The sequence below is a fragment of the Streptomyces pathocidini genome, from assembly GCF_001418495.1.
GTDB lineage: Bacteria > Actinomycetota > Actinomycetes > Streptomycetales > Streptomycetaceae > Streptomyces > Streptomyces pathocidini.
Genome location: NZ_LIQY01000063.1, coordinates 1 through 20363 on the forward strand (window position 1 = coordinate 1; position 20363 = coordinate 20363).

15 protein-coding genes and 3 pseudogenes are annotated in these 20363 nt (G+C 69.8%); 6 read left to right on the forward strand and 12 right to left on the reverse strand.

Annotated features, from left to right (window positions below):
- Positions 1–99: 99 nt before the first annotated feature.
- The 3 genes and pseudogenes from AOK16_RS03995 to AOK16_RS04005 all read right to left on the reverse strand — a co-directional run.
- Positions 100–909, reverse strand: a pseudogene (locus AOK16_RS03995) (ABC transporter ATP-binding protein); the annotation flags it as partial.
- On the reverse strand, positions 906–1925 hold the full coding sequence (locus AOK16_RS04000) for an ABC transporter substrate-binding protein (RefSeq protein ID WP_055470817.1): 1020 nt from the start codon (positions 1923–1925) through the stop codon (positions 906–908). The pseudogene AOK16_RS03995 and the gene AOK16_RS04000, both read right to left, overlap by 4 nt.
- Before the next feature lie 219 nt (positions 1926–2144).
- On the reverse strand, positions 2145–3008 hold the full coding sequence (locus tag AOK16_RS04005) for an ABC transporter permease (protein WP_055470818.1): 864 nt from the start codon (positions 3006–3008) through the stop codon (positions 2145–2147).
- 253 nt (positions 3009–3261) lie between these two features.
- On the opposite strand from AOK16_RS04005, the gene AOK16_RS04010 reads away from it, so the two are divergent.
- Positions 3262–6174 (forward strand): glycoside hydrolase family 2 TIM barrel-domain containing protein, encoded by a 2913-nt coding sequence (locus AOK16_RS04010; protein ID WP_055470819.1) that lies wholly within the window; start codon positions 3262–3264, stop codon positions 6172–6174.
- Between the two features lie 188 nt (positions 6175–6362).
- On the opposite strand, the gene AOK16_RS04015 is transcribed toward AOK16_RS04010, so the two are convergent.
- The 4 genes and pseudogenes from AOK16_RS04015 to AOK16_RS04025 all read right to left on the reverse strand — a co-directional run bounded on the left by AOK16_RS04015 (position 6363) and on the right by AOK16_RS04025 (position 8112).
- Entirely contained in the window at positions 6363–7025 is a 663-nt protein-coding gene (locus AOK16_RS04015; protein WP_240483350.1) for a DUF5753 domain-containing protein, read from the reverse strand.
- 35 nt (positions 7026–7060) lie between these two features.
- Positions 7061–7243 (reverse strand): annotated as a pseudogene (locus AOK16_RS27960) (helix-turn-helix domain-containing protein); the annotation flags it as partial.
- Positions 7212–7733, reverse strand: coding sequence for a DUF6879 family protein (locus AOK16_RS04020; RefSeq protein WP_055470820.1), 522 nt, complete (start codon positions 7731–7733; stop codon positions 7212–7214). The pseudogene AOK16_RS27960 and the gene AOK16_RS04020, both read right to left, overlap by 32 nt.
- Complete coding sequence (locus AOK16_RS04025; RefSeq protein ID WP_055470821.1) at positions 7693–8112, reverse strand: hypothetical protein; 420 nt, start codon at positions 8110–8112, stop codon at positions 7693–7695. Before AOK16_RS04025 ends, AOK16_RS04020 begins: the two co-directional genes overlap by 41 nt.
- A 217-nt stretch (positions 8113–8329) precedes the next feature.
- On the opposite strand from AOK16_RS04025, the gene AOK16_RS04030 reads away from it, so the two are divergent.
- Both AOK16_RS04030 and AOK16_RS04035 read left to right on the forward strand, forming a co-directional pair.
- Positions 8330–8740 (forward strand): ATP-binding protein, encoded by a 411-nt coding sequence (locus AOK16_RS04030; RefSeq protein ID WP_055470822.1) that lies wholly within the window; start codon positions 8330–8332, stop codon positions 8738–8740.
- A gap of 364 nt (positions 8741–9104) precedes the next feature.
- Entirely contained in the window at positions 9105–9512 is a 408-nt protein-coding gene (locus tag AOK16_RS04035; RefSeq protein ID WP_055470823.1) for a hypothetical protein, read from the forward strand.
- Positions 9513–9547: 35 nt separating this feature from the next.
- On the opposite strand, the gene AOK16_RS04040 is transcribed toward AOK16_RS04035, so the two are convergent.
- Entirely contained in the window at positions 9548–10720 is a 1173-nt protein-coding gene (locus AOK16_RS04040) for an MBL fold metallo-hydrolase (RefSeq protein ID WP_055470824.1), read from the reverse strand.
- A gap of 224 nt (positions 10721–10944) precedes the next feature.
- On the opposite strand from AOK16_RS04040, the gene AOK16_RS04045 reads away from it, so the two are divergent.
- Positions 10945–11580, forward strand: coding sequence for a hypothetical protein (locus tag AOK16_RS04045; RefSeq protein WP_157859098.1), 636 nt, complete (start codon positions 10945–10947; stop codon positions 11578–11580).
- A gap of 205 nt (positions 11581–11785) precedes the next feature.
- Here the strand turns inward: AOK16_RS04045 and AOK16_RS25155 are convergent, their stop codons facing one another.
- Together AOK16_RS25155 and AOK16_RS27965 are read right to left on the reverse strand one after the other, a co-directional pair.
- On the reverse strand, positions 11786–13060 hold the full coding sequence (locus tag AOK16_RS25155) for a calcium-binding protein (RefSeq protein WP_079101038.1): 1275 nt from the start codon (positions 13058–13060) through the stop codon (positions 11786–11788).
- A 186-nt stretch (positions 13061–13246) separates the two neighbouring features.
- On the reverse strand, positions 13247–15025 hold the full coding sequence (locus tag AOK16_RS27965) for a histidine kinase (RefSeq protein ID WP_240483351.1): 1779 nt from the start codon (positions 15023–15025) through the stop codon (positions 13247–13249).
- Positions 15026–15353: 328 nt separating this feature from the next.
- Between AOK16_RS27965 and AOK16_RS04060 the strand changes: the two genes are divergently transcribed.
- On the forward strand, positions 15354–16751 hold the full coding sequence (locus AOK16_RS04060; RefSeq protein ID WP_055470828.1) for a cation:dicarboxylate symporter family transporter: 1398 nt from the start codon (positions 15354–15356) through the stop codon (positions 16749–16751).
- Positions 16752–16947: 196 nt separating this feature from the next.
- Positions 16948–17187, forward strand: a pseudogene (locus AOK16_RS25165) (NAD-dependent epimerase/dehydratase family protein); the annotation flags it as partial.
- On the opposite strand, the gene AOK16_RS27375 reads toward AOK16_RS25165, so the two are convergent.
- Positions 17127–17285 (reverse strand): hypothetical protein, encoded by a 159-nt coding sequence (locus tag AOK16_RS27375; protein WP_169790855.1) that lies wholly within the window; start codon positions 17283–17285, stop codon positions 17127–17129. The pseudogene AOK16_RS25165 and the gene AOK16_RS27375 overlap by 61 nt on opposite strands.
- A 202-nt stretch (positions 17286–17487) precedes the next feature.
- On the reverse strand, positions 17488–20004 hold the full coding sequence (glgB, locus tag AOK16_RS04065) for a 1,4-alpha-glucan branching enzyme (protein ID WP_079101039.1): 2517 nt from the start codon (positions 20002–20004) through the stop codon (positions 17488–17490).
- Positions 20005–20363: the final 359 nt, after the last annotated feature.

Below are 20363 nucleotides of genomic sequence, written 5' to 3' on the forward strand. Positions count from 1 at the left end.
CTGTCGAACCGCGTCGCGGTGATGAGCGCCCGCCCCGGCACGGTCACCGAGATCGTCGACGTCGACCTCCCCGCGGAGCGCGACTACGCGGAGACACTGGGCCCCCAGCAGTTCCCGGATCCTCGATGTCGCGTCGCGGAACTCCTGGCGGCCCAGTGTCTCCGCGTAGTCGCGCTCCGCGGGGAGGTCGACGTCGACGATCTCGGTGACCGTGCCGGGGCGGGCGCTCATCACCGCGACGCGGTTCGACAGGTACACCGCCTCGGAGATCGAGTGGGTGACGAGCAGCACCGTCGTGCCCGTCTCCCGCCAGATGCGGTTCAGTTCCAGGTTCATCTGCTCGCGCGTCAGCGCGTCGAGCGCGCCGAAGGGCTCGTCCATGAGCAGCACCGGCGGTTTGTGCAGCAGCGCCCGGCACAGGGCGACGCGCTGCTGCATGCCGCCGGACAGCTCGTGCGGATAGGCGTCCTCGAAGCCGGTCAGTCCGGTCATCTCGATGAGTTCGTCCGCGCGCCGCCGTGCTTCCTCGCCCGGCATGCGCCGCATCTCGGCCTGGAGGAGGATGTTCCGCCGTACGCTCCGCCACTCCAGGAGGGCGGCACGCTGGAACACGTACCCGATGTCCGGCCGCGGCCCGCGTACTGCCTCGCCGTGCAGCCGTACCTCGCCCGAGGTGGGCGCCAGCAGCCCGGCGACGAGCTTGAGCAGGGTCGACTTGCCGCAGCCGGAGGGCCCGGCGATGGCGACGAACTCGCCCGCGGCCACGTCGAGCGACACGTCCCGCAAGGCGGTGACGTCCTTCTTCCTCGTCCGGAAGCCGACCTCGACCCCGTCGAGCCCGACCGCGGTCGCCGGCCGCCCCTCGGCGCCCGCCGCCGAGGCGCGCAGCGTCTTCTCCACCGTGCTCATCCCTTCGGCGCCGCGGCGGCGTCCCAGTAGGCCGAGGCGGGCTGGGCCTTGCGGACCATGCCGACCTGGGCGAAGAGGTCGATGGTCTGCTTCCAGTCGTCCTCGGTGTTGGCGCCCGGCGCCTTGCCCTCGGTGGCGGCGGTGTGCAGCAGGGTCACGGTCGTCTTGAACTGCTCCGACAGCACCTTCCCGGGCGGCAGTTGCTCGGAGGCGCCCTTCATCGACGCGACCGCGGGCCCGGGGTTCTTCTCCGCCGCCGCCCACGCCTCGCTCGTGGCCGCGGCCATCCGCTGGGCCAGGTCGGCGTCCTCGGTCAGCGTGCGCTGCCCGGCGATGAGCCCGTTGGAGAAGAAGTTGAGCCCGTGCTCGGAGAAGCGCAGGTACGAGACGGGCTTCCCGGCTTTGTTCTGCATCGTCGGGCCCTGGTCGCTCGCGTAGCCGAGGAGCGCGTCCGTCTGCCCCGAGATCACCGCGGCGATCTTGCCCGCGGGGTCGGTGTTCTGCATCTTCACATCTGACTCGCTCATCCCGTTCTTCTTCAGGAAGACCGGGAAGGTCTTGGACAGCGCGTCGCCCGCGGTGCCCGCGATCTTCTTGCCCTTGAGGTCAGCGGGGGTCTTGATGCCCTCGGAGCTGAAGAACTGGGCGGAGGCGGGGGTGGTCTGGAGGAAGACGCCGAGGCTCTTGACCTTGATCCCCTGGTCGACGCCGGCGAGCAGGGCCGGGGTGTCGGCCCAGCCGAAGTCGGTCTGCCCGGTGCCGGTGGCCTGGACGGTCTTCTGGGAGCCCTGGCCGGCCTTGATGTCGAGGTCGATGCCGTGCTTCTCGTAGATCTTCTGCTGCTTGCCGTAGTAGAAGGGCGCGTGCTCGCCGTAGGGGTACCAGTTGAGGGTCAGGGTCACCTTGTCGAGTTCCTTGCCCGACGAGCTGGTCGACTTCGAGTCGTCCTCCCCTCCGCAGGCCGTGGCGAGCAGGAGCAGGGGGACGAGGCCCAGGGAAAACTTGCGGAGTCGCATGGTCCGGCCCTTCCGGGAGAGGGGGGTTCGGGGTGGAGACGGGCGGCTCGGGTGCGCGTAGGGCTTCCGTACGAGGCCCGATACGGCGTGTGCGGTACGGCCGGTGCTGTCCGGCCTCGTGCGGTACGGCCTGTGGGGGATGGCCGGTGCAGTGCGACCGTGCGACTGGTGCCGTACGACCGGCCAGCCGACCATACGGCGCTTGCCGTTGCGGCCGGTTCAGTACGTGGTGGTGACCGGATCGCCCCGGCGGCTCGCGTGCCAGGGCAGCAGCAGCTTCTCGGCGACCTCCACGAGGACGAAGAGGACGACGCCGATCAGCGACATCACCAGCAGTCCGGCGAAGAGCATCGGGGTGTCGAGGTTGCCGTTGGCCTGGAGGATGACGTAGCCGAGGCCCTCGTTCGCGCCGACGAACTCGCCGACCACCGCGCCCGTGACGGCGAGGGTGACAGCCACCTTCAGCCCGGAGAACAGATGCGGGAAGGAGGCGGGGAAGCGGATCTTGACGAAGGTCTGCAGCGGGCTCGCGCCCATGGTCTGGGAGAGCTGGATCATCTCGGGGTCCACCGCCTTCAGGCCGGTCACCATCGAGATGACGACGGGGAAGAAGGCGATGAGCACGGCGATGAGGATCTTGGGCCCGATGCCGAAGCCCAGCCAGACCACGAACAGCGGGGCGATCGCGATCTTCGGGACCACCTGGGCGAAGAGCAGGACGGGGTAGAGCGTCTTCTCGACGGTCGACGAGTAGACCATCACCACCGCCGCCAGCACCCCGACGGCCACCGCGATGACGAAGCCGAGCAGCGTCTCGTACGTGGTCACCCAGCTGTGCTCCATGATGTAGCCGCTCTTCTCGGCCATCACGTCCAGGGTCGCGCCGGGCGAGGGCACGAGATACGGCTCGATCAGCTCCGCGGCGGAGATCGCCCACCACACGGCGAAGCAGCCGAGCAGCAGCGCGAAGGGCCGCCACGACCGCTCCACCGCCTCCCCGATCCGCTCGCCCGCGGAGCGCTGCCCCCGTTGGACAACTCCCGCCACGGGGGCCGGAGTTCCGGTGATGGCACTCTGGCTCACGTTGAACTCCTCCGGATCTGTACGGGCGTTGTGGTCTCCGTGCGGGGTTTCTCCGGCTCTCTCCGGGCATCACGCCTGGTGAAAGCGCTTTCCCGCACGGTCCGCAACGCTATGGACCCCGCGCGCGGAAGGTCAAGAGGGCTTCAAGGGGTTTCGGGACGTCCAACTTTCGGCAGACGAGTCCATGGTCCCGGCACCTCCCTTGTTGCAGGGTGGGCGGAGACCGACCACGGGCCGCCCATCGAGGAGAACCATGGACCACCCGCAGGACGACCGCCCGTACTCCAGCCTCCCGCACCCCGGCCTCCCGTACTACGAGGACGTCTCCCCCGGCCACGGATCTCTCCCGCCCCGCGCCTGGTACGCGTCCTCGGACGCCGCGCGGCTGAGCCTGAACGGCCTGTGGCGCTTCCGCCTGGCGGCGACGGCGACCGCCGAGGACGAGTCCTTCGCCCACCCCGACTTCGACGCCTCCGGCTGGGGCGAACTCCCCGTGCCCGCGCACTGGGTGCTGCACGGCCACGGCGCCCCGGCGTACACCAACACCCTGTACCCCTTCCCGGTGGACCCGCCGCACGTGCCCACCGAGAACCCCACCGGCGACCACCGCGTCACCTTCGACCTGCCGTCCGCCGACTGGGAGTCCGGCGAGGCGGTGCTGCGCTTCGAGGGCGTGGAGTCCTGCGCCCGCGTCTGGCTCAACGGCCGCGAGCTGGGCACGTTCAAGGGCAGCCGGCTGCCGCACGAGTTCGCGGTCGGCGAGCTGCTGCGGCCGACCGGCAACGTCCTGGCCATGCGCGTGCACCAGTGGTCCTCCGGCAGCTACCTGGAGGACCAGGACCAGTGGTGGATGCCCGGCATCTTCCGGGACGTCGCCCTCCTGCACCGCCCCGAGGGCGCGGTCGCCGACCACTTCGTGCACGCCTCGTACGACCATGCCGCCGGTACGGGAACCCTGCGCGTGGACTGCGAGCCCGGCGGGCGCGTGACCGTGCCCGAGCTCGGACTCGACCTGGCCACCGGGGAGTCGGCGACCGTCGCGGTCGAGCCATGGAGCGCGGAGGTGCCGCGGCTCTACGACGCGGTGCTGGCGACGGCGGGCGAGCGGGTGCCGCTGCGCATCGGCTTCCGCACGGTCGCGGTCGAGGACGGGGTGCTGAAGGTCAACGGCCGGAGGATCCTCTTCCGGGGCGTCAACCGGCACGAGTTCCACCCCGAGCACGGCCGCGCGGTGGACCTGGAGACGATGCGCCGCGACGTCGAGCTGATGAAGCGCCACAACATCAACGCGGTCCGCACCAGCCACTATCCGCCGCACCCGGCCTTCCTGGACCTGTGCGACGCGTACGGGCTGTGGGTCATCGACGAGTGCGACCTGGAGACCCACGGCTTCGCCCCGCTCGGCTGGCGCCGCAACCCGGTCGACGACGACCGCTGGACCCCGGCCCTGCTCGACCGCGCGGCCCGGATGGTCGAGCGCGACAAGAACCACCCGGCGGTCGTGCTGTGGTCGCTGGGCAACGAGTGCGGGACGGGGCGCGGGCTGAGCGCGATGGCGGGCTGGATCCGCGACCGCGACCCGTCGCGCCCGATCCACTACGAGGGCGACCGGTCCTGCGCGGACGTGGACGTCTACTCGCGGATGTACGCGGACCACGCGGAGGTCGAGCGCATCGGCCAACGCGCGGAATCCCCCCTGCCGGACGCGGAGTCGGACGCCGCGCGCCGCGCCATGCCCTTCATCCAGTGCGAGTACGCCCACGCGATGGGCAACGGCCCGGGCGGCCTGTCGGAGTACCAGCGGCTGTTCGAGACGTACGAGCGCCTTCAGGGCGGCTTCGTCTGGGAGTGGATCGACCACGGCCTGGCCCACCCGGAGCACGGCTACGCGTACGGCGGGGACTTCGGCGAGGAGCTGCACGACGGCCACTTCGTCTGCGACGGCCTGCTCTTCCCCGACCGCACCCCGTCCCCCGGCCTGGTCGAGTACAAGAAGGTGATCGAGCCGGTCCGCATCGAGGGCGACGGCCGCGCGGCCACGGTCCGCATCACCAACGGCTACAACTTCGCCGACCTGTCGGGGCTGGCGTTCGGCTGGACGTACGAGGTCGAGGGCGCGCCGGTGGGCGAAGGGGAGCTGGCGGTACCGCCGTTGGGCCCCGGGGAGGCGATGGAGCTGAAGCTCCCGGAGCCGGTGGGGGCCGATCGCCCGGGCGAGGCGGTGTGGACCGTGCGGGCGGTGCTGGCGCGCGACGAGCCGTGGGCGGAGGCGGGCCACGAGGTGGCGTGGACCCAACTGACGGCGGTTCCGCGCGCGGAACCGGTAGTGGGTCGCCGGGTGGCTCTGGCCGATTCCGGGGCCGAATTCGACCTCAGGACGGGCGAACTGGTCAGTGTGGGCGGCCTGGAAATGGTGAGTCCACCCCGCCTGGACGTGTGGCGCGCGCCGACGGACAACGACGAGGGCGCGGAGTGGCAGCCGGACACGCGCTGGGGAACGGTCTGGCGCAAGCTGGGCCTGCACCGCGTACAGCACCGCCTGGTGTCGGTGGAGCGGGGCGCGGAAGAGCTGGTCATCGTCTCGCGGGTGGCCCCCGCGGCGACGGACCTCGCCCTGCTGTCCACCTTCCGCTGGACGTCGGACGGAGACGGCGTACGCCTGGTGGTGTCGGTGGAGCCGGAGGGCGACTGGCCGTGCCCGCTGCCGCGGCTGGGCGTACGGCTAGGCGTACCGGCCGAGTTGGGCCTGGCGCGGTGGTACGGCGGCGGCCCGGGCGAGGCGTACCCGGACACGCGCGCGGCCTCCCGCCTGGGCCGCTGGACGTCTACGGTGGACGCCCTCCAGACCCCGTACGTCTATCCGCAGGAGAACGGCGCGCGAGCGGACGTCCGCTGGGCGGAACTCCGCGACGAGGCGGGCCGGGGCCTGCGGGTGGAGGGCGCCCCGGAGTTCTGGTTCACCGCCCGCCGCTGGACGACGGAGGACCTGGCCGCGGCCCACCACCGCCCGGACCTCCGCCCGGCCGACACGATCTGGCTGAACCTGGACCATGCGGTACAGGGCATCGGCAGCCAGTCCTGCGGCCCGGGAGTCCTGCCCCAACACGAACTGAAGGCGGCCCCGACGGAGTTCTCGTTCACTCTCCGGGCGGTGGGCTCGGCCTAGCCGCACGGGCGTCGCGGCCGCGCGGGGGCGGGACATCTACCGCCCGTGCGCGGCCGCGAGGAGTTGGGGCTTGCTCGGGTCCAGAGCGGATCAAAATGCGAATCTCATATTTTGAGCTTCCTGCCTGAATTCCACGAACGCGCCCAAGAGAGCGACGGGAAGGTTAGTGCGGTCATGCTGCTCCTTCCCTACCGGTTGAAGTGATCGATAGCGGACAGAATCAGCTCCCTGGCGACCCGCCCGTAGACCGCGGCCTGCCTGTGAAGCTCGAACGCCTTCATGTAGGTCTCGATTTCCCCCGGTTGCGTCACGGACATCTCCGCAGAATAGGTCTCCACCATGACGAGCTTGTCGTCAAACATTGAGAAGCCGTGCCCGATCCAAATGTCGAGTGGCGCGGAGCGTGGGACGATACCCAGGCTGAGACGCGGAAGCGCCAACACCGCCAGCATCCGGTCAAGTTGCGCTCTCAGGACCTCTGACCCGCCGTGATTCGAATAGAGGGCCTGTTCTCCAAGGAGAACATTGAAGATTCGGTCCCCCTTGTAGAGGTATCGCTGCCGTTCAAGGCGCTTGGCCACGGCCGCTTCCGTGTCACTCGGAGTCCCGTACAAGTTGGCTGCCTCGTCGAAGATGGCCGCAGCGTACTCGGCAGTCTGAATGGTTCCCCAGATGACATTCGGCTCCCAGATCCTGAAGACCTTGGTCTTTCGGTAGAGCGGAAGAGACTTCTTCTGGCGGATTTCAGCCCCAGCCTGGAGCTGCCGACGCCACTCCAACCACAGTTCGTCGATATGGCGGACTGTCGCGACAAGGTCGCCGAAGTCGGCCTCGCGCCCGTCGTCCGGCACCAGACCCGTATGTCGTCCTCGCTCGCGTTCTGCTTGCCGTTCTCGATACGAGAGACCTTGGACTCCTGCCAACCAGTCGCAGCAGCGAAGGCCCGGCCACTGCTGAACCCCGCATCCTTGCGGAATCCACGGAGCCGGGCGCCCAACGCCTCTCGTGTCTCTCGGGCTTGGTTGCTCACTGAACGATCAGGGTCTGTACTCGGAGTGCTGGATGGCATCGGCCCAGAGCAGATCCCGTACGCGGACGCATTCGCCGACTGTCTTGGGGTCGTCGATCAGTTCGGATCCGAGAACCCTCCCTGCGTCATCGAAGTGTCCTACAGCCAAGAGCATGTCGTCGAAGAGCCACCAGTCGTTTCCGTCTACCGGGAAGGCCAGGCCGTCGGGCAACCAGTGCCGCGGCAACCATCGAATGGATTCGCCTGCCTCTTCGTTGACGTGGGCGGTGGCGTATTCCCACTTAATGTAGGGGCTGTGCGGCTCGGTCACGACCCGCACTCGACGCACGGTCTTCCCCGCTTCGGTGGCGCGCTTCATGAGCTGTATCCACGGCCCCATGAACGAGTTGTCGACTATCCCTCGGAGCCAGCTCTCGTAGGGGCCATCCTCGGCGGGGACCGAGTAATCATCCCTCAGCTCCAAGTGGAAGGCGTCGTGCGCGAAGCTCTCAAAGAGCTTGTTGCGCTCGACGCCGGAGATCAGCTCCACGCGGTTCCTCCAGTAGGGCAGTGATCGCGGCCTTGGGGACCTCGACCACGGTCTCGTAGTCCGGGATCTCCATCTGTGCCAGGGCCTCAGGGTCGGTGACCGCCCGACCCTGAACAACGTACGTGCCTCCCGGCGTGAGGATCATGAGGGGGTCCTCAAGACGCCTGAACTCGCCGGAGGGGAGGCCGTCCTTCTCCAGGTGCTCGAACAGCTCGGTGGGCACCTCCACAGCTGCCTCGCCCTCGGGGATGTTGAGCTGCAGCAGCAGGTCGTTCGCGAAGATCTTCCACCCTTGGATGAGGTACGTGTCACGGTCCGTGACGTAGAGGGTGGGGCAGTCGCCCACTTGGGAGTTCTTCCCAAGGAACCGTAGCTTCATGGTCGTTCTCCTGTCCGCTTCCTTGCGCAAGTTTGCGCTTCATCTCGAGCGTGGTTCCGGCGTTCCCACCCGTCAACCGACTTGCCGCAAACTCGCGCAATTTCCTTGGGAGTTGGCGACGGCGCGCTCTACGTTCCTCTCCGTACCCACACGACGCACCAGAACGTGAACGCGTCGTCCAGCGACCCTGCCGCCTTGGGCGGTGTTCGGAGGGGCCATGGTGACCGTGGCGGAGAAGAACCAAGAGCTGAGGATGAGCTTGAACGTGCTCCCCGAACTCATCGGTACCGTCCGCCGCGCGGTGGCTGAGCAGTTGGGGTTGTGGGGCTACGAGTCCGTCACGGACGACGCAGCCCTCGTCATCACCGAGCTGCTGGCCAACGTCCATGAGCACGCGCAGGGGCGTTGCGTCCTACGCCTCCATCCCGCCGACGGCGAGTTGTTCATCACGGTCAGCGACACCGTGGCGAACGCACCCAGGGTCACCCCGCGGTCAGCGACATCGGTGATGGGGCGCGGCATGCACTTGGTGGACAGCTTGACCGATCACTGGGAAGCGGTGATCACCAGCACGGGCAAGGACGTGAAGTGCCGCATGTCCCTGCCTAGGAGGCGGGCCGGGCGGTGACGCCTGCCCACATGCTTCCGCCTTCGGCGGCTGGCGCTCTTCGCCCGTCGACATCCCCATGAGACTCCCGCTCCGGCCGCCATTCCCTGCCAGGACACGGCCGGAGCGGGCGGGCCCGGCAAGGGGCCCACGGCAAGTGCACGACGACGCGCGGAAGGACCGCGCACCGATACACGCACCCGAGGAGATCACCATGCGATACCACCTCGACCCGGTCAAGTACGGCGGAGACGAGGACGACGGCAACGGCGGCAACCCGTCCGGCGGCTGCGGCGACGGAGACGGCTGCGGCCGGAAGTAGTCACAAGATTTCAGGCGGCCCCGACTCCCCAGACGGGGTCGCCTCCCTTTGAAGAGGAGAGCGATGGGACGGCCCCACCACCATGCGTACACCTGGCTCGGCCACGGCAGCGTCCTGGTCAGACCGGGCGACGCCCACCGGCGCCCGAGCCACCCGGAGTTCCGCAGCGCGGCGGTCATACCGCTGGAGTGCGCCGACTGGCTCCTCAAACCGGCCAGCCGAATCGAAGGCACCTTCCATCATCCAGAGGAAGGCGCAGCCTGGTTCACCAAGCAACTGGCGGCGCACGCCGATCTATTCGTCGGAACCTATCCATCCATCCCGACGCGCGAAGAGCACGTGCGCACCTTGGCAGCCGGAGAGGACATTGTCGGCGGGTGGTGGGTCAGCAACGACCGTTTCCTGTCTCTCAACCTGATCGTGTGCAGCCCACACCGCGTACGGCCGGAGCGCCCCTGCCCATTGACGTAGCCAGTCCGGGCTCAGTCTTCCGTTCCGTTCCCCCGTTACTGCTCCGCAGCCAGATCCCCCCGCGCCGTCGCCACCGAAGGCCGAGTCGGCCAGCCGCTCGCCGGTGGCAGGGCGATCGCTCGCCACCACGGATCCACCGTCTGGTCCTCTGACGGCTCGAAGGGGGCACCCGGGCGGGGGACCGTCAGTTTCGCGGCGGACTCGCGGGCTGCGGATACCGATCGTTCCGCGGGCTCCGCCCACGGATGGGGTGCGAGGTTGAAGGTGCCCCAGTGGATGGGGAGGAGAGTGCCCGAAGGGGTGCCTCCGGAGAGGTCCGTGTGGGCGCGGAGGCCCTCCTCCGGGGTCATGTGGATCTCCGGCCAGAACTCGCTGTACGCGCCGATCTGGATCATCGTCGCGTCGAACGGCCCGTACTGCGCGCCGATTTCGGCGAAGCCGGGGAAGTAGCCGGTGTCACCGCTGTGGAAGACGCGGTGGTCGGTACCCGCCACGACCCAGGACGCCCACAGTGTGCGCATGCCGTTGCGGAGGCCGCGCCCGCAGAAGTGGCGGGCGGGGGTGGCGGTCAGGGTCAGGGAACCGACCTGGGTCGACTCGTGCCAGTCGAGTTCGGTGATCCGCTTGGCGTCGACCCCCCAGTGCTCGAGGTCGGCGCCGACGCCCAGCGGTACGGCGAACACCGTCCCCGTGCGGGCGAGCGCGCGGATCGACCCCATGTCCAAGTGGTCGTAGTGGTCATGGGAGATGACGACCACGTCGACCGGCGCCAGCTCGGCCAGCGGCATCGGCACGGGATGCAGCCGCCGCGGCCCGGCGAAGGTAAACGGCGAGCAGCGCTCGCCCCAGACCGGGTCGAACAGCACCCGGTGCCCGTCGATCTCCGCGAGCACGCTGGAGTGCCCCATCCACGTCAGCCGCAGCCCGGATGCGGGCGGCGCGCCCCAGTCCGCCGCGGTGGGCCGGTGGACCGGCACGGGCCGTACGGGCGCCCGGCCGGCCCGGTCGGCGCGGTTCAGCTGCGTACGCAGCATGGGCCAGGCGGAGCCGGGCAGCATCGTGCGCGTGGGTACGGGGTTCCGGAACTGCCCGTCGGCGTAGTTCGGCGACCGCCGGATGCGCTCCAGCCGCTCCCCGGCCGGATCCGCGCCGAACGAAGCGGGCCTCAGCCGGTCGAATCGCGAACCTCTGGGGCTGTTTCCGGACACGGCACCTCCATGACGAGACGGCGTGGAGCCCGCCGCCCCGGCAGAGGAGGGACGCGCTCCGGTCGATCCATTATGAGCAGCCCTCATGATCCGCACCGGAACATTCCGGCCCCAGTCTCGTGGAACCCGGTCCTCAAAGAACCCCGGCCGAGCGCCGGAACCCGAGTCGGCAAACCCGCCAACCGCGTGGTGCCGTGCGCCCGGACTCGGGCAGAGTGGTGCCCGTGGCGGACAACAGCGCACTGTACGGACTGCTCGGCGCTCTCGGCGGAGCCGCCATCACGAGCCTGGCCGCTTTCTACGGCCCACTGCGCCTGCACCGGCGGCAGGCCCGGCAGCGTCAGGACGAGGAGCGGGCGCTGCGCAAGGAAGCGGAGCTCGACCGGCTGTTGAGGATGCGCAGCACGGGCAGGGGGTGGCTGGACGCGCTGGAACGGACCGTCCAGGACCTGGAGGCGGGCCGCGCCCCGGACGTGGACCGCTTCGACGAGGACATCCGGGAACTCAGCCGGGAGGGCACCGAGGCGGCCTACTCCCTTGCTCACAGCGGCATTTGGCTCGCCTCCACACCCCCGCCCCCATGGCGGGCGACGGCCGAGGCCGACCCGCCCGAAGCCTCCCCGCCCTCCGGCGCCCTCGCCGCAGAGGCCCGCTCCCACCTGCTGGACTGCCTGCGCAGGGCCAGCCGGGAGGTCCGCACCGACGTCCTGCGCCACTCGCTCGAGCGCGGGCCGGGGAGTTCTGTACGGCCCGAGGTGCTCGCCGCGCTCGACCGGGTACGAGAGGCACGTGAGCACCTGAACGCGACGCTCCTGGACCGCATCGAAGAGGTCAACGGAGGGCCGGCGCAACAGCTCTGAACAAAGCGGGTGTCATCTCCGAGTTCCGGCACCGGCCCCTTCCCACGGCCACCGACCTCAAGAACGACGGACACCGCCAATTCCGCAAAGATCGCCGACGCGTTTCCTCCGCGTCGGCGATCTTACGCCAGCTCTCTCGGCAGCAACACGTTGGTCAGCGCTGCTGCAAGAACTGAGCACATCTACACCGTGCCCTGAATGCGAGTCAGTTCTGGCAGCTCACCTTGACAGCGACATTTCGGCAGGTGTTTACCCCTGCGCCACCATACGCCTCATCGGGGGTGCCGGGACGGTTGCCGATCCCGCCGTCGAGAACGTCCGCACCGCCATCTCCGAAGATCTTGTCAGTGCCGCCAAGTTCACTTGGGTTGTTCTCCTTGCAGAGCAGGTTTTCGGGCACCCTGACGTCGCCGCACATGTCATCCTCGCCTGGCCCACCATGGATGATGTCGTCGCCACCGCCGCCATTGACGCGGTCATAGCCAGGGCCTCCATGGACCACATCACTGTCGCGGTCGGCGCTGATGATGTCCGCTCCGTCCTCACCGCTCAGGTTGTCCGAGCCGTCACCACCAGTTATGACGTCATTGCCGCCCGTCCCGTGGATCACGTCATTGCCCTTCCCACCGTGCAGACCCGAATCATTGCCCTGTCCTCCAACGATCCGGTCGTCGCCGGCATCCCCGTAGATCGTGTTGTGAGGGATGCCGTAAAGGGCCGCATCACAAGCCACTCCCGGCCTCGCGTCCCCGCACAGGTAGTCGTCCCCACTGCCGCCACGGATGCTGTCGCCGCCCGCTCCACCAAGGACGGTGTCGGCGTCTGCTCCACCTTGGATGGTGTCGCCCCCCGGACCGCCATAGAGGGAATCCTTCCCGGGACCACCGTCGATGACGTCTTCAGACGTCAGCAGCAGCTCGACAGAGCAGTCGGTGATGGTGGTACCCACCACGACACCAACGCCACCACACGCCTTGTCGTCCCCGTCACCGCCAACGATGTTGTCGCGGCCCTCGCCGCCATTGATGGTGTCGTCACCGTCGCCGCCATCCAGTTTGTCGTCGCCAAGGACGCCGGAAAGCTCGTCGTTGCCCAACCCGCCCAGGACATGGTCATCGCCCGCTCCGCCGGAGACCGTGTCGTTGTCACGATCGCCGTACAGGACGTCGTTCCCAAGGTCTCCCGAGACATTGTCGTTCCCGGTGCCGCTGTAGACCTTGTCATCTCCTGGGCCACCGAAGACGGTGTCGTTTCCATCACCGGTACAGATGAGGTCGTCACCGCCTAGACCTCGAACCGTGTCATTCCCCTTCAGGGAGCCGAAGACATCCCGACCTGGCGTTCCCACCAGGACGTCGTTTCCATACGTGCCCGGGATCGTGATGTACTCGCCCTGGCACAACTCGGCCCTAGCGTTTGCGCTACCGGCGGAGAGCATGGCGACGACCAAAGCCACCACCAAGCCCAATATCCACTTCACTTTTCCATGGTTTCCCACTGGAACCCCCTTCTCTTGCGCCCAAGAAGGCGCTTTCCCCTGTGGTCAAAACGAGTGAAGCACGAACTCCTCACACCGCATGCCACTCACACGAGTGAATGGGGAATCGGAAATTCCATCGACTCCAGGCGGCCGGTTTCCCTGTGTTCCGACGTTCAACACCCTTCCTCAGCACGGCAGTCGGTGCCCCTCCGCGTCCACCCGCGTGAACGGTTCGCGGACCGTTCGGTCCGTCAACGCGCCGTACGTGCTCGGGCGGCGGAACGCGTCGCCCCAGGTCTCCCGGCGGCGGTACGCCCGCAGCGCGTCGAGGTCGAAGACCGCCGGGTAGATCCCCGGCGCCTCGCCCGCCTCCACCACCAACATGTCCCGGGAGGTCCCGCCCTCGTCGAAGGCCATGCCGTCGAAGGCGACGGAGCGCCCCCAGCCGGGGCCCGCGTAGTTGGCAACGGCGATGGCCGTCATGTTCTCGTACGCGCGGCTACGGAGTTGGGCGAGCCGGTTCTGCTCCAGCTCGCACGCGTTCGGGGTGAGGATCAGCTCCGCCCCGCGCTCGTTCGCCTGCGCCGCCTTGCCCAGGAGCAGCGCCGCCAGCACCGGTTCGGCGACCGCGCCGACGACCCGGTCGGTCAGCACCTGCGCCAACTCCAGCTCGGCCGTGGCGAATTCCACCGCCTCCTCCGACCGTCCCAGCTCGATCAGCGACACCACCGTATGGAGCCGGTTCGCCGCCTCGTGCGCCTGCGAGCGCAGCGCCTCGGTGACCCCGCGTACGGAGTCCAACTCGCCCGAGAGCGCCTGCAGTTCGGTGTGGTCGCGCAGGGTCACGAGCGTGCCGCGCCGCTCCCCGCCCGAGACGGGCGAGGTGTTGACGACCACGATCCGGTCGGCGGTCAGATGCACCTCGTCCACCCGCGGCCCGGCGGCCAGCAGCGCGCCGGTCAGCGGCGCGGGCAGCCCGAGGCCGGCCACCTCGCGCCCCACCGCGTCCGCGCCGAGGCCCAGCAACTCACGCCCGCCGTCGTTGATCAGCGCGATCCGCCGCTGCCCGTCCAGCATCAACAGCCCTTCGCGTACGGCGTGCAGCGCGGCCTGGTGGTAGTCGTGCATGCGGCCCAGCTCGGCCGCGTTCATGCCGTGCGTGTGGCGCCGCAGCCGGGCGTTGACCACGTACGTCCCGATCCCGCCGAGCACCAGCGCCCCGGCCGCGACGCCGAGCGGCGCGACCAGTCGGCTCCGCACCTGGGCGCTGATCCGCTCGACCGTGATACCTGCGCTGACCAGCCCGACGATGGGCCCCCGCCCGTCCGCCTCGGCCCGAATCGGGGTGACCACGCGGACGGACGGGCCGAGCGTGCCGGTATAGGTCTCGGTGAACGTACGGCCCTTGAGCGCGTCGGCCCGGTGGCCGAGGAACTCCTCGCCGATGCGGCCGGGGTGGGGGTGGGTCCAGCGGATGCCGGACGGGCTCATGATGGTGACGAAGGCGACGCCGGTGTCGCGGCGGACCTGCTCCGCGTACGGCTGGAGGGCGGCGGAGGGCGTACGGGGCCCGGCCGCACCCTCGCCGCCGCGCCCGGCCCCCGCCGCCTTGCCATCCCGTACGCCCTGTGCCCTACCGCCATTTCGTACGTCCTGTGCCCCATAGCCATCGCGTACGTCCTGCGCTCCTTCGCCGCCCCGTATGTCCTGCGCCGCCTCGCGTATCGCGTCCCGTACGGAGGGCGAGTCCGCGATCGCCCGCGCCGCCGCCGTGACTTGATGGCCCGCCGCGTCCTCGGCCTGCTGCCGCGCCGTGACGTACGCGAAGACCGCGCACCCCGCCACCACCGCCGCGACCAGCACGGCCTGCATCGCGAACAGCTGGCCGGCGAGGCTGCGGGGGCGTGGGAGGCTCCGCGGGAGTCTCGAGGGGAGTTTCCGCGGCAGGTACCGGGGGAGGCGCATGGCGCCAGTGTGCACGGCGGTTCCGGTCGTGAAGGCCTCGGCCGTGAACGACGTGAAGGCCTCGGCCGTGAACGAAATGAACGCAAGGGTGACGGCTGTCACATGGTGCTGGATATTCACCGTGAACCAACAGACCTCCCCAGGACGCGAGCGACGTGCGCCACGTGAGCCGCTCGTACTCCGATCCGCGCGACGTGAGCCGCGCAAGCCGCTCGTACCGGAGTGAGGGGCGACGCCGGGCCGACGTACGAGCCGACGCACAGGCCGGCGCAGGCCTGCACACCGAACGACGCCAGGGACAACTGACGCCAGGGACAAGGAGACGACCGTGGCCGCGCAGAATCCACCGCACCAGCTCCCGGGAGAGACCGGTCGAGCGACCAGGCGGGACCGGACCCACTACCTCTACATCGCCGTGATCGCGGCGGTGGTGCTCGGCATCGCGGTTGGCTTCGCGGCGCCCGGGGTGGCCGTCGAACTCAAGCCGCTCGGTACCGGGTTCGTGAACCTGATCAAGATGATGATCTCGCCCATCATCTTCTGCACGATCGTGTTGGGCGTCGGCTCCGTACGGAAGGCTGCGAAAGTCGGCACGGTGGGCGGGCTCGCGCTCGGCTACTTCATGGTCATGTCCACGGTCGCGCTGGCGATCGGCCTGGTGGTCGGCAACCTGCTGGAGCCGGGCGCCGGACTCCATCTGACCGACGCCGCCCGCAGCGCGGGCGAGGCGCAGGCCGAGGGCGCGGGCGAGTCCACGGCGGACTTCCTGCTCGGCATCATCCCGACGACGCTCGTCTCCGCCTTCACGGGCGGCGAGGTGCTCCAGACCCTGCTGGTCGCGCTGCTCGTGGGCTTCGGCAGCCAGGCGATGGGACCGAGTGGCGAACCGATCCTGCGCGGCATCGGCCACATCCAGCGCCTGGTCTTCCGCGTCCTCGCCATGATCATGTGGGCGGCGCCGGTGGGCGCGTTCGGCGCGATGGCGGCGGTGGTCGGCGAGACGGGCCTGGACGCGCTGAAGTCGCTGGCCGTCATCATGGTCGGCTTCTACGTGACGTGCCTGCTGTTCGTGGTCGTGGTGCTGGGGACGCTGCTGCGGCTGGTCGCGGGCATCAACCTCTTCTCCCTGCTCAAGTACCTGGCCCGGGAGTTCCTGCTGATCCTCTCCACCTCCTCCTCGGAGTCGGCGCTGCCGCGGCTGATCGCGAAGATGGAGCACCTGGGCGTGAGCAAGCCGGTCGTCGGCATCACCGTGCCGACCGGCTACTCCTTCAACCTCGACGGCACGGCCATCTACCTGACCATGGCCTCCCTCTTCGTGGCCGAGGCGATGGGCGACCCGCTGGCGCTGGGGCAGCAGATCTCCCTCCTCGTCTTCATGATCATCGCCTCGAAGGGCGCGGCGGGCGTCACGGGCGCGGGCCTGGCCACCCTCGCCGGCGGTCTCCAGTCCCACCGCCCCGAACTGGTCGACGGCGTCGGCCTCATCGTCGGCATCGACCGCTTCATGAGCGAGGCCCGCGCGCTGACCAACTTCGCGGGCAACGCGGTGGCGACGGTCCTGGTCGGCACCTGGACCAAGGAAATCGACCGCACCCGCGCGGCCGAAGTCCTCGCAGGCCGCCTCCCGTTCGACGAGCGAACGCTGGTAGACGACGGTCACGGCGGTTCCGCGGCCCCGGAATCCCCGAATGAGGACAGGCCGAAGGAGGCGGCGGGGGTGTGACCGTGGGGCGGCGATAGCTGTAGTGGTAGGGCGCGTAGCCTAAGGGCGGGTGTACGGCTCTCACCCTGTACTGGCTGGGCGTACGGCTTGCCCGCCGCCAGGCGCCCCAGGACGGTTCGGTGGGCTCGACCGAACAGCTGTTTCCCAGCCTGGGCTGGCCTTCACCCCAGCTCTCAGTGAAGGCATGATCTTGGGCATGAGGATTCTGGTCTTGGGCGGCACGTGGTTCCTGGGCAAGAGCGTCGTGGAAGAGGCGCTACGCCGCCGCTGGGATGTGACGGCATTCAATCGTGGTCGGTCTGGACGGGATGTGCCGGGGGTGGAGGCGGTTCGTGGGGATCGTACGCAGGCTGCCGACCTCAACCGTCTCGCCGCTCAGGGGCCTTGGGACGCCGTGATCGACACGTCGAGTTCCGAGCTTCCGCCGCGTGACGTGCGGTAGTCCTCGGTCGCGGTGAAGGCGAGGTCGATCGTGCCCGACTCCGGGTCGGCGCCGAGGAATTCGAAGCCCAGCGTCCTCGCCGCGCGCGGCATCGGCGCCCATGCCCTCGACACCGTCCCAGAACGGGCCCGATCGATCACTCATCGCCGGACCCACCCGGGCCGGTTCCGCCCTTGCCTGCCCGGGCCGGGCCGAGTTCGCCGCTGCCCAGCGGGCAGCCGACTCCATCCCGCCAGGCGGGACAGATGCCCCCATGCCGCCCAGAGTAAAGCCGCCCCGCCGTCCGAACCCCCCTCACACCGGCCTGAACCAAACCGTAGCCAGCGGCGGCAGCGCCACCGTGATGCTGTGGCGGCGGCCGTGCCAGGCGACGGCCTCGGGCTTGACGACGTCCGCGTTGCGTACGCCGCTGCCGCCGTAGCAGGCCGCGTCGGTGTTCAGGATCTCCTGCCAGCTCGCGTCGGCGTCCGGGACGCCGAGGCGGTAGTCGTGGCGGACCACCGGCGAGAAGTTGCTGACGCACAGCACCGGGTTGCCGAAGGCGTCATGGCGCGTGAAGGTGAAGACGTTGTCGTCCGCCGCGCCGCCCTCGACCCAGGTGAAGCCCGTCGGGTCGGTGTCGCGCTCCCAGAGGGGCGCGTTGGCCGTGTACACGTGGTTCAGGTCGCGGACCAGGTCTCGTACGCCCCGGTGGTCGCCCGCCGAGTGATACGTGTCGTCCAGCAGCCACCACTCCGGGCCGTGCGCCTCCGACCATTCCGCGCCCTGGGCGAACTCCTGGCCCATGAAGAGGAGTTGCTTGCCGGGATGGGCCCACATGAAGCCCAGGTACGCGCGGTGGTTGGCGCGCCGCTGCCACCAGTCGCCCGGCATCTTCGACACCAGCGCCTGCTTGCCGTGCACGACCTCGTCGTGCGAGATGGGCAGGACGTAATTCTCGCTGTACGCGTACACCATCGAGAACGTCATCTCGTTGTGGTGGTACTTCCGGTGCACCGGCTCCTTCGACACATAGCCGAGCGAGTCGTGCATCCAGCCCATGTTCCACTTCAGCCCGAAGCCCAGCCCGCCGAAGCCGCCCGGGCCCGGGTGGTGCGTGGCGCGCGTGACGCCGTCCCAGGCCGTGGACTCCTCGGCGATCGTCACCACGCCGGGGCAGCGGCGGTAGACGGTCGCGTTCATCTCCTGGAGGAAGCGGACCGCGTCCAGGTTCTCCCGCCCGCCGAACTCGTTCGGTGTCCACTCGCCCCCCTCGCGTGAGTAGTCCAGATAGAGCATCGAGGCGACCGCGTCGACCCGCAGCCCGTCGACGTGGAACTCCTCACACCAGTAAACGGCGTTCGCCACAAGGAAGTTCCTGACCTCGTTGCGGCCGTAGTCGAACTCCAGCGTGCCCCAGTCCGGGTGCTCGGCCCGCGTCGGGTCCGCCGGCTCGTACAGCGTCGTGCCATCGAACCGGGCCAGCGCCCAGTCGTCCTTCGGGAAGTGCGCCGGTACCCAGTCGACGATCACCCCGATCCCGGCCCGGTGCAGCGCGTCCACCAGGTACTTGAAGTCGTCCGGCGTGCCCAGGCGCGCGGTCGGCGCGTAGTAGGAGGTCACCTGGTAGCCCCAGGACGGGCTGTACGGATGCTCGGCGACCGGCATCAGCTCGACATGGGTGAAGCCCAGGCCCTTGACATAGGCGGGGAGTTGATCGGCGAGTTGCCGGTACGAGAGGCCGGGCCGCCAGGACGGCAGGTGCACCTCGTAGACCGAGAACGGCGACTGGTGCACCCGGCGGTCGCCCCGGTGCGCCATCCACTCCGCGTCCTCCCACGTGTGGTGCGAGGCGGTGACGATCGAGGCCGTCTCCGGCGGGCACTGCGTGCGGCGCGCCATCGGGTCCGCGCGCAGCGTGTGCGAGCCGTCCGGGCGCGCGATGTCGAACTTGTACAGCGCCCCCTCGCCGATCCCCGGCGCGAACAGCTCCCACACCCCGGACGAGCCCAGCGAGCGCATCGGGAACCCGCTCGCGTCCCAGAAGTTGAAGTCCCCGGCCAGCCGCACCCCTCGGGCGTTCGGCGCCCAGACCGTGAACCGCGTGCCCGCCACGCCCTCGTACGTCATGGGGTGCGCGCCCAGCGCCCCCCACAGCTCCTCGTGCCGCCCCTCGGAGATCAGGTGCAGATCGAGCTCGCCGAGAGCGGGCAGGAAGCGGTACGGGTCGTGGAACTCCCGCTCCTCGCTCTCGTCGTACGCCACGGCCAGGCGGTAGTCCGGGATCTTGCTCAGGGGGAGCACGCCCGCGAACAGGCCGTCCCCCTCCGACCCGAGCTCGGCCCGCAGCCCGCCCGCGACGACGGCGACCGACCGCGCGAACGGCCGCAGCGCGCGGAAGACGACCCCGTCGGGCGTGGGGTGCGCGCCGAGCAGCCCGTGCGGGTCGTGATGCGTGCCGGAGAGCAGCCGCTGCCGCTCCCCGGGGTCGAGCGGGGGCACGGGCCGCACGCCGGGGCGAGCGATCGGGCGCGGGCCGGTGGTGCCACCGGCGCCCGTACCGGCGCCCGCACCGGAGTCGGCCGTCGCCGCGCCACGGCCGGTACTGGCCCCCGCGTCCGCGCCGGCCCTGGGCAGCGCGCCGGACGCCGCTCCGGCTGTCCGGGATCGGCCCGTCGGTGCGGGCGCCTGTCCCGCCGGGGCCGACGGCGTGCGAGCGGGCATCCCGCTGTCCCGGCCGGAACTCCCGGCGCGGTCAGGCGCGTTGGGCGCTGTCGCGCCCGTTCCCCCGTCGGCGCCGGTAGCTGGGGTCGAGGCAGCCCTCGCTTGCATACCCGGGGCCGACACGGCATCTTCGCCGGCCCCCGCCGAGGGCCGGGCGGCTTCGCCCGCCGCGGCCGCGAAGCTCGGCTCGGGCGTGCCGTCGTACGACGGGGCAGCGCTGCCCGTGCGGGTGTCCGCCGACTCGCCGCCGACCGTCCCGCCGCTCCGGCGGCGGGTGCCGGTGCCGCTCCCTCCCGCCGCCGGGGCCGGAGCACCGGTCTTCCGCCCGACGGCGGAGTCCGCAGCCGGGGCCGCATCCCGTTTCGCCGCCGTCTTGCGGCGGGGAGCCGGATCGGCCTTCGTCCGAGGACTCTCGGGGGCGTTCGGCTCAGCGGGTGAGGGGCGGGCTTCGTCGGGCGGTCGGGGGC